The organism is Merdimonas faecis, from assembly GCF_001754075.1.
GTDB lineage: Bacteria > Bacillota > Clostridia > Lachnospirales > Lachnospiraceae > Merdimonas > Merdimonas faecis.
In genome coordinates this window covers 55,074-68,613 of record NZ_MIEH01000001.1, presented here as the reverse complement: position 1 = coordinate 68,613, position 13,540 = coordinate 55,074, and the positions used below count along the sequence as shown (strand labels likewise).

General features: G+C 48.9%; 14 protein-coding genes. 4 read left to right on the top strand and 10 right to left on the bottom strand.

What is annotated here, in order from left to right:
- The first annotated feature begins 75 nt into the window (after nucleotides 1-75).
- Nucleotides 76-537 carry an Hsp20/alpha crystallin family protein gene (locus BKD12_RS00365; RefSeq protein WP_070087412.1) on the top strand — a complete coding sequence of 154 codons (462 nt, stop codon included), beginning with the start codon at nucleotides 76-78 and terminating at the stop codon, nucleotides 535-537.
- A 96-nt stretch (nucleotides 538-633) separates the two neighbouring features.
- The gene (locus tag BKD12_RS00360) at nucleotides 634-1,059 is read left to right on the top strand and encodes an Hsp20/alpha crystallin family protein (RefSeq protein ID WP_070087411.1); all 426 of its coding nucleotides are present in this window, start codon (nucleotides 634-636) and stop codon (nucleotides 1,057-1,059) included.
- Nucleotides 1,060-1,143: 84 nt separating this feature from the next.
- On the opposite strand, the gene BKD12_RS00355 is transcribed toward BKD12_RS00360, so the two are convergent.
- The 6 genes from BKD12_RS00355 to eno all read right to left on the bottom strand — a co-directional run bounded on the left by BKD12_RS00355 (nucleotide 1,144) and on the right by eno (nucleotide 6,244).
- The gene (locus tag BKD12_RS00355; RefSeq protein ID WP_070087410.1) at nucleotides 1,144-1,650 is read right to left on the bottom strand and encodes a DUF4870 domain-containing protein; all 507 of its coding nucleotides are present in this window, start codon (nucleotides 1,648-1,650) and stop codon (nucleotides 1,144-1,146) included.
- Complete coding sequence (locus BKD12_RS00350) at nucleotides 1,647-1,892, bottom strand: hypothetical protein (protein WP_070087409.1); 246 nt, start codon at nucleotides 1,890-1,892, stop codon at nucleotides 1,647-1,649. The genes BKD12_RS00355 and BKD12_RS00350 overlap by 4 nt, the downstream gene beginning before the upstream one ends.
- Nucleotides 1,893-1,912: 20 nt before the next feature.
- Nucleotides 1,913-2,383, bottom strand: coding sequence for an SsrA-binding protein SmpB (smpB, locus tag BKD12_RS00345; RefSeq protein WP_070087408.1), 471 nt, complete (start codon nucleotides 2,381-2,383; stop codon nucleotides 1,913-1,915).
- Nucleotides 2,346-4,532, bottom strand: coding sequence for a ribonuclease R (rnr, locus tag BKD12_RS00340; protein WP_070087407.1), 2,187 nt, complete (start codon nucleotides 4,530-4,532; stop codon nucleotides 2,346-2,348). The genes smpB and rnr overlap by 38 nt, the downstream gene beginning before the upstream one ends.
- Nucleotides 4,533-4,607: 75 nt before the next feature.
- Nucleotides 4,608-4,850: a preprotein translocase subunit SecG gene (gene secG / locus BKD12_RS00335; RefSeq protein WP_070087406.1), complete on the bottom strand. Its 243-nt coding sequence runs from the start codon at nucleotides 4,848-4,850 to the stop codon at nucleotides 4,608-4,610.
- 113 nt (nucleotides 4,851-4,963) lie between these two features.
- Nucleotides 4,964-6,244, bottom strand: coding sequence for a phosphopyruvate hydratase (gene eno / locus BKD12_RS00330; RefSeq protein ID WP_070087405.1), 1,281 nt, complete (start codon nucleotides 6,242-6,244; stop codon nucleotides 4,964-4,966).
- Nucleotides 6,245-6,434: 190 nt separating this feature from the next.
- Between eno and BKD12_RS00325 the strand changes: the two genes are divergently transcribed.
- Nucleotides 6,435-7,277, top strand: a complete 843-nt coding sequence (locus BKD12_RS00325) for a YitT family protein (RefSeq protein WP_070087468.1) — start codon at nucleotides 6,435-6,437, stop codon at nucleotides 7,275-7,277.
- Between the two features lie 44 nt (nucleotides 7,278-7,321).
- Here BKD12_RS00325 and glmM read toward each other — a convergent pair whose 3' ends face one another.
- From glmM to BKD12_RS00305, 4 genes are all read right to left on the bottom strand, one after another.
- The gene (gene glmM / locus BKD12_RS00320) at nucleotides 7,322-8,668 is read right to left on the bottom strand and encodes a phosphoglucosamine mutase (RefSeq protein WP_070087404.1); all 1,347 of its coding nucleotides are present in this window, start codon (nucleotides 8,666-8,668) and stop codon (nucleotides 7,322-7,324) included.
- Nucleotides 8,669-8,794: 126 nt separating this feature from the next.
- Complete coding sequence (locus tag BKD12_RS00315; RefSeq protein WP_070087403.1) at nucleotides 8,795-10,186, bottom strand: NAD(P)/FAD-dependent oxidoreductase; 1,392 nt, start codon at nucleotides 10,184-10,186, stop codon at nucleotides 8,795-8,797.
- A gap of 22 nt (nucleotides 10,187-10,208) precedes the next feature.
- Nucleotides 10,209-11,387, bottom strand: a complete 1,179-nt coding sequence (locus tag BKD12_RS00310; protein ID WP_070087402.1) for a phosphoribosylaminoimidazolecarboxamide formyltransferase — start codon at nucleotides 11,385-11,387, stop codon at nucleotides 10,209-10,211.
- 20 nt (nucleotides 11,388-11,407) lie between these two features.
- Entirely contained in the window at nucleotides 11,408-12,121 is a 714-nt protein-coding gene (locus BKD12_RS00305; RefSeq protein WP_070087401.1) for an IMP cyclohydrolase, read from the bottom strand.
- A 159-nt stretch (nucleotides 12,122-12,280) separates the two neighbouring features.
- On the opposite strand from BKD12_RS00305, the gene BKD12_RS00300 reads away from it, so the two are divergent.
- Nucleotides 12,281-13,366: a hypothetical protein gene (locus BKD12_RS00300; RefSeq protein ID WP_070087400.1), complete on the top strand. Its 1,086-nt coding sequence runs from the start codon at nucleotides 12,281-12,283 to the stop codon at nucleotides 13,364-13,366.
- Nucleotides 13,367-13,540 lie beyond the last annotated feature (174 nt).

Here is a 13,540-nt window from a genome sequence, read left to right as displayed (position 1 = left end):
AGTGCTGATGGCAGCCGTGAAAACGGCTCATAAAAATTTTAATTTGATGTTTCAGCATGAAAGGAGAAATGACTTATGATGATGCCTAGTATTTTTGGAGAGAACTTATTTGATGATGATTGGATGGATTTCCCGTTTGACAGATTTGACAGAGAATTCTGGGGAAGAAAGAATCCGTTATATGGAAAACACGCAAAGAACATGATGAAGACCGATATCCGGGAACACGATGAGGGCTACGAGTTAGATGTCGATCTGCCAGGCTTCAAGAAAGATGAGATCAGCGTACAGCTGGACAATGGTTATCTGACTATCTCCGCAGCTAAGGGACTCGATAAGGACGAGCAGGATAAGAAAGGCAAATACATCCGGAAGGAACGGTATGCGGGAACCATGCAGAGAAGTTTCTATGTAGGAGATGCCGTTACCCAGGAGGATGTAAAAGCCAAATTTGAAGATGGTATCCTGAAGCTGAGCCTTCCAAAGAAAAATGCAAAGGCTGTAGAAGCCAATAACAGCATTGCCATTGAAGGATAATTAAAATAACGGGGGCAAAACATCTGCCCCCGATCACATAAATCAAGGGTTTGATAGAAACTATAATATTGTAATAGATTTTAGGAGGTATGTATGATGTTACTTGCAAACAGAGGTTTTAACAGTTTATTTGATGACATGTTCAATGATCCGTTTTTTACTCGTTCTTACGACGGCACATCCAGCCAGGTCATGAGAACAGATATCCACGAAAAAGACGGTAATTACCTGGTAGAAATGGAACTGCCCGGATATGCCAAAGAGGATATCAAGGCTGACTTAAAGGACGGCTACCTGACAATTACCGCTCACAAAAACGAAACCAAGGAAGAGAAAGACGCCCGCGGAAAATGCATCCATAAAGAACGCTACACCGGCACCTGCAACAGACGTTTCTATGTAGGCGAGGATGTAACGCAGGAGGACATCAAAGCCGCATTTAAGGATGGCGTCCTCACGCTGCAGATCCCACAGGAAGTACAAAAACAGGAAGAACAGCCAAAGCTGATCACGATTGAGTAATCTTTACCGGTGGCTCTTACGGGTCGCCGGTAAATGTTAGTTTCAAAATAGTGCCTTAGTTTACCAGACGGAGGGCACTATTTTTCATTTCACCAGCCTGATCTGCCCGATCACCGGAAGCTCCACCTTTGTCCCCCGGCAGGCGCTCACGATCCCAATGATCATCATGATAAACAGGATCAGATTCAAAAGATCCAGCACCAGTCCGAAAATCCCAAAATCTATTAGATGAAACAGAGAAATCCCGAAAAATCCATGTTCATCTAAAATATTGACAATCGCCGAGATAATGAACAGCACCGCGCCCTGGTTCAGATGGAACCGCACATATTCTGACTGCTTATTCCCGGCAAGAAGCGGGATCAGCACCAGGATTCCGATATACGAAAGCACTCCCATAGCCTTATTCTGGCGCACATCTTCTGAGTGAAAATATTCCGGGCCTCCTGCGCTCTGATAAGTGTACTGTTCCTGCTGCCCGTCATAGCTTTGTTTCTTCTCCTCTGTCCCTTCCGGTATCTTTGCACCGCATCCCGGGCAGAACTGTGCATCATCATTTACCTTTTCTCCGCATTTAATACAGTATTTCATTCTTCTTCGTCCCCCAGTCCCAGAATTTCCGAAAGCACCTCAATAATAATCTCGTTCGTACAGGATTTTACATATCCCATCATATGTACCGATATCTCATCCTGCTTCTGTGCATCTGTAAGGCCCGGATTGCGCTGAGTCTGATTGATAAGCTGGAGCAGATGGGGCGTCAGCTCTTCGTATACTTCTTTTGTGGTCTCTGTGACCAGATTTCTTAAATCCTCTTTCTTTGTCGGTACCATCCTTTTGATTCCTCCCTTATCTAACCGAAATTACGGACCTTAAAGTCTCTTTGTGCTTCTCTTTGCTGGTCTTTCTTTGCGATATCCTGCCTCTTGTCATATAATTTCTTTCCTTTTGCAAGGCCGATCTCCACCTTCACCAGACTATCTTTAAAATAGACCTTCAGTGGCACCAGAGTCATCCCCTTCTCCTTGGTCTTCCCAAGAAGCTTGCGGATCTCTGATTTATGGAGCAAGAGTTTGCGGACACGCAGGGGATCCTTATTGAAAATATTTCCCTTTTCATAGGGACTGATATGCATGCCGTAAACGTATACCTCTTCATTCTCCACACGGATAAATGCCTCCTTGATGCTGCATTTTCCCATCCGGAGAGACTTTACCTCCGTCCCGTGCAGGGCGATTCCCGCCTCGTAGGTCTCCAGAATAAAATAGTCATGATACGCCTTTTTATTATTTGCGATCAGCTTCATACCACTCTTTTTCGCCATCGTCCTCATCTCCTTCCTCCGCAATCTCAAAATCAATCGTCCGCTGCAGGCGGTCTGCGCCGATCACCCTGATCCAAAGCGGCTGTCCCAGCTTATATGTCCGACCGGTATGAACTCCTGTCATTTCATACCTGCTTTCATCGTATTCATAATGGTCGTCCCGCATGTTTACTACATGCACCAGGCCCTCTACTGTATTCGGCAGCTCCACATACATCCCCCATTTGGTAATGCCGGAGATGACACCTTCATATACATTTCCGAGACGCTCCTGCATATATTCCACTTTTTTAAGCTTTATTGTCTCCCGCTCCGCTTCATCAGCCCGCCGCTCCATCTCACTGGAGTGCTTTGCTGCCTCAGGAAGAATCGACTGATAATGCCCGATCTTCTTTTCATTCATCCTTCCCCGCAGATTATCCTTGATGATCCGGTGGATCTGCAGATCCGGATACCTGCGGATTGGGGACGTAAAATGAGTATAATAATTAGCCGCCAGTCCGAAATGCCCGGTATTTTCCGCCGTATATCTGGCCTGCTTCATAGAACGGAGGGCCAGTCTTGAGATCAATGGTTCCTCCGGACGTCCCTCTACTTTTGCCAGCAGCTTCTGGATCTCCTTTGGCCGCACCTCGCCTGTGCCAAGATGCATCGAATGGCCAAAATTATTGATAAAGGTTGCCAAAGCCCGGATCTTCTCATCATCCGGAGCTTCATGGGTCCGGTATAAAAACGGCAGTTCCCGCCAATAATATTCCTCCGCCACTGTCTCGTTTGCCAGCAGCATGAAATCCTCGATCAGCCGGGTCGCCGTATTTCTTTCATAGGGCTTTAATTCTGTCGGCCTTCCTTTGGAGTCCAGAATGATCTTCGTCTCAGGAAAATCAAAGTCAATGGATCCCCGCTGATGCCTGCGCTGCCGGATGATACGGGACAGAGCTCTCATCCGCTGGAACATCGGCACAAATTCCCGGTATTTTGCTATTTCTTCCGGATCCTCATCCTCCAGGATCTTATTCACACTGGTATAACTCATCCGCTGGTCCACATGGATCACCGTCTCTGCGATCTCATGATCTGTTACATGTCCGGATGGATCCACCCGCATGATACAGCTAAGCGCCAGCCGGTCCTCTCCTGCGTTCAGAGAACAGATCCCATTAGACAATGTATGGGGCAGCATGGGGATCACCCGGTCTACCAGATACACACTGGTTCCCCGCTCATAGGCTTCCCGGTCCAGTGCACTGTTTTCCTGTACATAGTTGGTCACATCTGCGATATGAACGCCCAGGATATAGTCTTCGCCCTCCTGTACCACAGAAACTGCGTCGTCCAAGTCCTTGGCATCCTCGCCGTCGATGGTCACCATCTGCCAGTCCCTTAAATCTTTTCTCCCATTCATGTCCGCCTCGCTTACCGGCTTTGCCACCCGGGCGGCCTGATTTAAAACCTTCTCCGGGAACTCCATAGGCAGATCATACCCCTTGACGATAGACAGGATATCCGTCCCCGGGTCATTTACATGCCCGATGATCTCCACGATCTTTCCCTCCGGTTTGCGCCCCCTCTCCCTGTAGGAGGTAAGCTCTGCCACCACCTTATGACCGCTTACCGCTCCCATGGAACGCTCGATCGGGATAAAGACGTCCATCCCGATCTTCTGATTATCCGGGATCACAAATCCGTATTTCTTTCCGGCACCCGGCTGATAGAGGCCCACCACCTTTGTGATGCCCCTCTTCAGGATCTTTGTCACCTTTCCTTCCCCGTGCCCCGGTCCGTCCGTCTTCAAAAGCGCTATCTCTACCGTATCGCCGTCCATAGCTCCTCCGGTATACTCCGCACCAATATATATGTCGGACGCTTCGTCTTCTACCGTCACAAATCCAAAGCCTTTCAAATTTGCCCGGAAGCATCCTGTCTGATGCTTTTCTTTGCTGATACTGTATTTTCCCCTTTTACTTAACGAAATCTTACCTTCTGTCTCCAGTTCATTCAGCACTGCCCTTAATTCCTCTTTTTCTTCCCTGGAAATCCGAAGAACAGCGGCGATTTCTTTTAATTTCATTGGTACATACAGCTCGTCCTGCATAAACTGATAGATTACTTTTTTTCTTTTTTCAAAATTTCTGTCTGTTTCCTGCATTTATGATTCTCCCCAATATCGGAAAAGGACACTCCTATTGAAGGAGTGTCCTACTGATTCTTTCTCTTGTGCTTCTTAAGCAAATACTTTCAAATTCAACACTGCCGCCAGTACAATAAACAGGATCGCCAGAAACTTCGTAGACTTTACAAGCGTTCCTTCCATGGAACGGCCTTTATTCTGCCCCCAGTAACTGTCAGCCATTCCTCCGATCGTTCCAAGGCCCTGTGTCTTTCCTTCCTGCATTAAGACGATGGCCGTCAATGCGATACAGTCTATTGCAAATATAATCATTAATACCGTTTTTAAGATTTCCACTTTCAACACCTCCTGCGGATAAGCCATATATATTCTATCACAGGAAGTTCCTGATAGCAAGCGCAAATTTCCGGTTTCCCACAGTTCACATGACCGCCGGAACGAATCCCGTTCTAGCAAAAGGGATTCCTGTATTCGGCTATATCTCCCAGACGTTCTTCTATCCGAAGAAGCCTGTTGTACTTTTCCACCCGTTCCATGCGGCAGGGCGCTCCGGCTTTGATCTGCCCCGCTCCATACGCCACTGCAATATCTGCAATGATCGTGTCTGCCGTTTCACCCGAGCGGTGGGACAAAATCGTGCGATATCCGGCATGATGCGCGGTCTCTATGGCGTCAAAGGCCTCGGTCAGAGTTCCGATCTGATTTACCTTTACCAGGATTGCATTGGCAGCGCCCTTTTCAATCCCCTTTTTCAGCCGTCCGGTATTGGTCACAAACAAGTCGTCTCCTACCAGCTGCATATGCATCCCCAGCCTTGTGGTCAAAAGTTCCCAGCCTTCCCAGTCTTCCTCATCCAGCGGGTCTTCAATCGAAACAATGGGGAAGCTTTCCGCAAGTCCCTCGTAATAATCGATCATTTCTTCTGTAGAACGGATCTCTCCCTCACCTTCAAACACATATTTGTGAAACTGCCTGTCAAAAAGCTCTGAGGCCGCCGCATCCAGAGCAAACACGATGTCCACGCCAGGCCGGTATCCTGCCTTTTCCACAGCACGCATCATAAATTCCAACACTTCCTTCGCACCTTTTAAATTCGGAGCAAAGCCGCCTTCATCCCCTACTGCCGTCGCATGCCCGCTGTCCTTCAGAAGTGTTTTCAATGTATGATAAATCTCTCCGCACATCCGGAGCCCTTCCTGGAAACAGCAGGCTCCTGCAGGCATAATCATAAATTCCTGAAGATCTATGATATTATCCGCATGACGCCCTCCGTTCATAATATTCATCATTGGCACAGGCATCTTCTTCGCATTGGTGCCGCCAAGATAGGCATACAATGGCATCCTGAGAGCCTCCGCCGCCGCTCTTGCCGCCGCCATAGACACTCCCAGTGTGGCATTTGCTCCCAGGTTCGATTTGTCCTCCGTTCCATCCAGCTTTTTAAGTGTCAGATCCAGGAACGCCTGGTCAAACACATTCAGGTCAATAATCTCCGGGGCAATCCTGGCATTGACATGCTCCACTGCCTGCCGGACTCCCAGTCCCCCATATCTTTCCTCTTTATCCCGGAGCTCTACTGCCTCATATTTCCCGGTAGACGCCCCGGAGGGAACACCTGATCGCCCCCAGTACCGTTCGCCCGCCAGAAGTTCCACCTCTACCGTAGGGTTTCCCCTGGAATCCAGGATTTCTCTTGCGTACACATCCGTGATCGGCAGATACTTATACATCTTTTCCATCCTCCTTACGCACCTATTATGTGCGGATTTCAAAATCCTCATGCAAATTATTACAATCTTCATCTATTCGTTGACTTTTCTATCCTTCGGCGTTACAATTTTGAGTGGATTAAATCAGATAAAAATGGCGCCGACGTATTGGAGTATACCGGCGCTAAAAGTATGTTGGGGAATGTATATCATGAAATCAAAAGCAAAAAACTTCGGACTGCTTACCGTAAGCACACTTATTATGGCTGTTGGCACATACTTCTTTAAGTTTACCAACAACTTCACCTTCGGCGGCATCACCGGTCTGGCCGTTCTGGTTGCCAAAACCGGCGTAATCTCTGCCAGTGACTTTTCATTTATCGCGAACATGGCTCTGCTCCTGATCGGATTCGTGATCCTTGGCAAAAAGTTTGCGGCCAAAACCGCCTACAGCAGTATCCTTTTGTCTGTCACATTATCTCTCCTGGACCGGATCTGTCCTATGCAGCAGCCACTGACCGACCAGCCTCTTCTGGAGCTTGCGTTTGCCATCGCCCTTCCTGCCGTAGGATCAGCAATTCTGTTCAACATCGGCGCTTCCAGCGGCGGTACAGATATCATCGCCATGATCATGAAGAAATATACCAGTGCAGACATCGGGAAGGCTCTCCTGGCCACAGACTTTTTCATCACCCTGGCCGGTTGCTTTGTGTTCGGGATCACCACCGGACTCTATTCCTTCCTGGGACTGTTCCTTCGCTCTTTTATGATCGACGGATTTATCGAGAGCCTGAACCTGTCCAAGTATTTCAACGTAGTCTGTGCTGACCCGGAACCAATCTGCAAATTCATCAACGATGATCTGCACCGAAGCGCTACCGTTGTTCTGGCCCAGGGTGCGTTTTCCGGAGACGACAAGTACCTGATCCTGACAGTTTTAAGCCGGATCGAAGCGGTGCGGCTCCGTAATTTCATCAAAGAAAATTCACCGGACGCATTTTTATTAATTTCCAACACCAGCGAGATCATAGGAAAAGGGTTCCACTCCATCTAGGAGAGAACCCTTTTTTATTACTTTTCTTTTTTTGTTTCTTCTTTCTATGCTGTGACCAGCCCTTCTGACTTCATTACGTCAATGACCTGGTCTACATATTTTTCACACAGTTCATCCGTAGCTGCTTCCACCATGACACGGATCACAGGCTCAGTGCCGCTTTCTCTTACCAGGATCCGTCCATCGTCTCCCAGTGCCTCTGTCACCGCGTCTACTGCCTGCACAACCTTTGGATTTTCCCGTGCTGTCTTCTTGTCTGCCACCCGTACGTTCTTCAGAAGCTGCGGATAAATCTTCACCTCTTCGGTCAGTTTTGCAAGAGACTGTTTCTTCTCCATAACCACTTCCATCACCATCAGGGAGGTCAGGATACCGTCTCCTGTAGTAGCATGCTTGCTGAAAATAATGTGTCCGGACTGTTCTCCGCCCAGGCAGAAATTGTTCTTCATCATATTTTCATATACATATTTGTCGCCTACTGCCGTCTTCTCATATTTGATTCCAACTTTATCACAGGCCTTGTAAAGTCCCAGATTGGACATGATGGTGGTGACGATGGTGTCGCCCTCCAGTCTTCCCTGTTCCTTTAAGTATTTTCCGCAGACATAGAGGATCAGATCCCCGTCCACCACTTTGCCGTTTTCATCCACGGCGATGCAGCGATCCGCGTCTCCGTCAAAGGCGAACGCAATATCAAGCTGTTTCTCCTTGACATATTCCTGCAGTACTTCGATATGGGTGGAGCCACAGTTGGTATTGATATTGGTGCCGTCCGGTTCATTATTGATCACATAGGTCTTGGCTCCTAAGGCATCATATACGCTCTTTGCAATGGCAAATGCACTTCCATTTGCACAGTCCAGCCCGATCCGCATATCTTTAAAGGATCTGGTAGCCAGGGAGATCAGATGCCCGATGTAGCGGTTGCGTCCGGCCGCATAGTCGATTGTCCGGCCAATGGCTTCCTTCTTTGCCAGCGGCAGCTCTCCTGTCTCGCCGTCAATATACGCTTCAATCTTTTCTTCTACCTCTGCCTCCATCTTATGGCCCTTGCCGTTGATGATCTTTATTCCATTATCATAGAAAGGATTGTGGCTTGCAGAGATCATGATGCCACAGTCAAAATCCTCTGTCCTCGTCACATAAGACACGCTGGGTGTGGTGGTCACGTGGAGAAGGTATGCATCTGCTCCTGACGCGGTCAGTCCTGCTGCCAGTGCATACTCAAACATATAGCTGCTTCTTCTGGTGTCCTTTCCGATCACGACCCTTGCCTTATGCTCCTGTCCGTAATACCAGCCCAGATATCTTCCTACTTTAAATGCGTGTTCCACGGTCAGTACTTCATTAGCCTCTCCGCGGAATCCGTCTGTTCCAAAATATTTTGCCATAACTTACCGATTCCTCCATAGTTTTGACTTATTCGCCGGTTTTTTTGCACAATCTGCACCCGACTCTTCTATTATATTCGATTTCTTTCGAATATACAACCGTTTCTTTCTCTGGCAGCCTCCTATTTATTTTTCCAGGATACATCTTGCCACCCACAAGCCATTGGCCGAAGCCTGCTGAAGTCCTCTGGTAATAGACGCTCCGTCTCCCATGGTCCGAAGGCCGGGCAGGTTCGTTTCAAACTCCTGATTTACTACCACTTTATTTGAATAAAATTTTACCTCCACACCGTAGAGCAATGTCTCGTCTGACGCAATCCCGGGCGTCACTTTATCGAGTGCCTGGATCATCTCATCGATGGCTACCATGATCCGGTGGGGGAAGACTAAGGACAGATCTCCCGGCACCGCATCCTTCAGGGTCGGCACAATATTATTCCTCACCAGACGCTCATCCGTAGTCCGTCTGCCTCTGCGGAAGTCCCCGTATCTCTGGAGCAGGATCTTTCCGCCGCTTAACATATTTCCAAGCCGTGCGATATGCTTTCCATATTCAATAGGCGAACGGAAGGGTTCGGTAAAATTCTTGGATACCAGCAGAGCAAAATTGGTATTATTGGTCTTCATATCCCGAGACTTGTAGGCATGTCCATTAACTACCGCCAGCCCGTCATCGTAATACTCTGTCGCCACCTCGCCGGAGGGATTGGTGCAGAACACCCGGACCTTGTCGTCGAAAGTAGGTGTGTAATACACCAGCTTTGCTTCATACAGCTTTTCGTTCAGCTCCTTCATGATCTCATCCCGGACCTCTACACGGACGCCTACATCCACGGTTCCGTTTCTGGTCTCGATGCCGTGTTTCTTGCAGATGTCGGCAAACCAGCCGGATCCTTCCCTGCCTATGCCCACCACGATCTCCGGAGCGTAAAAGCTTTCACCGTCTTCTGTCACCACGCCTTTTGCTCTTCCATCCTCTACGATCAGATCCTGAACCATCGTCATGAAGCGGATCTCTACGCCCTGCTCCAGCAAATGCTCCTGGAGACGGGTATAAATCTTATAGCCCTCTTCCGTTCCCAGATGGCGGATGGGACATTCGATCAGCTTTAAATTCGCCTGGATGGCCTTGGTGCGGATCTGCTCGATAGCCTGGTAATCATCGATTCCGTAGACCTTCTTGTCTGCGCCGAATTTCAGATAAATCTCATCAGCCTCGTGGATCAGCTTCTCTGCCCGGTCATAGCCTAAGATCTCAGGCAATGTACCGCCCACATCCGGCGAAAGGGACAGTTTGCCGTCGGAAAAGGCACCTGCCCCTGCAAATCCGGTGGTGATGGAGCAAGGCTTACAGCCCACGCAGACCTTGGTCTTCCGTTTCGGGCACTGGCGTTTCTCAATGGAACGCCCCTTCTCGATCATCAGCACCTTTAAATCTGGTTGTTTCCTAATCAGCTCGTAGGCGCAGAAAATCCCTGACGGGCCTGCGCCTACGATGATCACATCATATGATTTCAAATGATCACTCCTCTGTGATTGTTTAATGATGGAACAGACGGATACCTGTAAATGCCATCACCATTCCATATTTATTGCATGTGTCGATCACATGATCGTCTCTCACAGAGCCGCCCGGCTGTGCGATATATTTCACGCCGCTTCGCTTGGCTCTGTCAATATTATCCCCAAATGGGAAGAAAGCATCCGAGCCAAGCGCAACATCTGTCAGCTTATCAAGCCATTCTCTCTTCTGCTCCCGGGTAAATACCTCCGGCTTTTCTTTGAAAATATTCGGCCATGCATCGTCCGCGAGCACATCCATGTAATCCTCGCCGATATAAAGATCAATAGCATTGTCCCGGTCCGCACGGCGGATCGAATCCACGAACGGAAGGTTCATAACCTGGGGAGACTGGCGCAGCCACCAGTTGTCTGCCTTGCTTCCTGCAAGTCTGGTACAGTGGATCCTGGACTGCTGCCCGGCTCCGATACCGATTGCCTGTCCGTCTTTTACAAAGCACACAGAATTGGACTGGGTATATTTCAGGGTGATCATGGAAATTGCCAGATCGATCTTTGCCTGCTCGGTCAGTTCTTTATTCTCTGTCACGATATTGGAGAAGAATTCATCGTCGATCTTCAGCTCATTTCTTCCCTGCTCAAAGGTAATGCCAAACACATCCTTGTGCTCCAGCTTTGCCGGCTCATAGGCAGGGTCGATCTGTATCACGTTATAATTTCCTTTTTTCTTCTGCTTCAGGATTTCCAGCGCCTCCGGCTCATATCCAGGAGCAATCACGCCGTCGGACACCTCGCGCTTAATAAGCCTTGCCGTATCCACATCACAGACGTCGGACAGAGAAATAAAGTCTCCAAAGGAAGACATCCGGTCTGCTCCTCTGGCTCTTGCATAGGCGCAGGCCAGCGGGGAAAGCTCCCCAAGGTCGTCTACCCAGTAGATTTTCGCCAGCGTCTCGGAAAACGGAAGCCCTACCGCAGCACCTGCCGGAGATACATGCTTGAAGGATGTAGCCGCCGGAAGTCCGGTGGCTTTCTTCAGCTCGCTGACCAGCTGCCAGCCATTGAAGGCATCCAGGAAATTAATGTATCCCGGCCGTCCGTTCAGCACCTGGATCGGCAGTTCGCTTCCGTCTGCCATATAGATCCTGGACGGCTTCTGATTCGGGTTGCATCCATATTTTAATTCTAGTTCTTTCATCTTCTCTTCTCCCTTCCGGATTATTGGTTTTTGTTTACGATCTTCGTCTCATACGTTCCTGTCTGAATATCAATGTAACGCACGAACAAAGATACCTTGTTGTCTTCATTTAAGCTGTTCCATAAAAGGGTGGTAAAAGCTTCCATATCGTCCGGAATCTGGATCCTTTTTGGCTCACCCTCAAAACTTGGCAGCGGATTGCCGTCACACTGATAGGTGTGGATAAAATGTCCCTCTCCCGCCTTTGGATTTTCATAAGCAAAGGTATAGCGATGACAGCTTTCCGGAGATCCGTCGCTGCTCTTTAAGATAGACATGGCATAGTTGTATTTCCCATTTTCGATATGCATGATACCGGAGATTCTTGGCGTATAGTTCGGTCCGTCCGGCTCAAACTCTCTTGAGCGCAGGGACTGTTCAAATGTAAGCTGCTTGTCCATTCCTTCATAGATGGTGTCTGTCTGATCGCCGTTGGTCACGATCGTCTTATTGCCCAGCACCCGTACCGGAGCATAGATGATCAGACTTGGGTCCACCAGCTTGGAAGGATCAAATGCCTGAGTGCGGATTCCTTCCCCATCTTCTACGAAGATACGGTTCCGGCTGTTCTCGCTTCTTCCCATAATAAAATATGCGGCCACTGCCTTTGTTCCGTCAGGGGTTTTCCCCAAGATAATCCCCCGGCCCGGATAGGAGTTCTCCTTAAGTTCCTGTTCAATGTTTAATATTTCCATGAAATCTTCTCCTTTCGTTCCTCTGGTATCATTATATATAATCTGTCCTTCTTTTTCCAGTCATATTTCAAGGATCGACAGTTTCCGCAATTGCCTCCGCTTTCGTCCGATGGTACAATATAGATAACAATTTTATCACTTTTTCGAGGGGGTGTTTTTATGCGGAAGCTTTCCGTCCTTTTGTTGTGTACTCTGTTGTGCCCTGTACTCTTATGGGGCTGCACCGGCCAGTCCGCGGATGAATATGCCGGCGAAACCATCACTGAGCTAAAAGAAGGTGATCCTTCGGCATTTTCCAGACTTCTGGATGCCGGGCTCGAAGAAAGCGGGGCTGATTTTGTGATCCAGTGCCCGGAAGAGGCAAAGGAGCCCTATCTTAAATTTCTCCAGGCTGCCTTTGCCTCCATTGAATTTGAGGTAGCCTCTGCCTCTGAGCGAAGTGACGATGTCTATTCTGTCCCTATCACGTACACGCCCATTGATCTGGCACAGACAGTGGGAGCTGCCAATGAGGAGACGGCTGCCGACCCGCCGTCTGCAGATTTTACAGAGACCATGCTGGCAGTCCTTGAGGCGGATACGAAACTCATTGCGGATGATCCTGTATATGGGACCGAAACGACCACAGATCTTACCGTATCCAGAACAGATGACAGCTTTTCCATAGCAGAGGAGGATCTGCAGAGCTTCCTTGCATCTGCCCTTTCCGGGTATATGACGCCTTACGACACCTTCGGCGCGCTCTATGACATGCAGGACTTCCTCACCTCCTACCTGGACGCTTCCTTTAAAGGAGAGGTCGCACAATTTGCCCTGCACACGGACCGCACCGAGGACGAGGCCTATGAGTGGTATCTGGCAGACACCTTCGATCCCCCGGCTGATCTGAGCCAAGCTTATGTAGCCCGCTACCAGGCCGCCATGCAGAATTTGTTAAAGCAGAGCAGCTACACCGTGGGAACGCCCCGGTTGGAGCCCGGGCTTTTCAGCTATCAGATCGACGTTACGATCACGCCCAACAATAGCCTTGCCGATGCCTACCACGAGTTCGAGCAGGGAACCTATTACTCTATCGATGAAGCCTCCGAAGCTCTGGTCGCAGCCCTGGAAAAATACGCGGCCGCTCCCACCTACGGAGCCGAGACCACACTCACCGTACCGGTAAATATGGAGACTTTAAGCACCGCCGATCAGGAAGGTTCGGATATGGCAACACTGGCCACCACCATCCTGCCCTCCCCGTAACCACCGGATGGGGACAGGGGAAAGTGTGAATGGGGACGTACACTTTTGCAAAAAGTGTACGTCCCCATTCACACTTTGTTCACATTTTATACATTTCTCCCTGCCAGAAATTATTTTTTTATATATTTTATGACTTGTCTTCTTATATCGGAAAGAGTATTATCTCCTTTGATG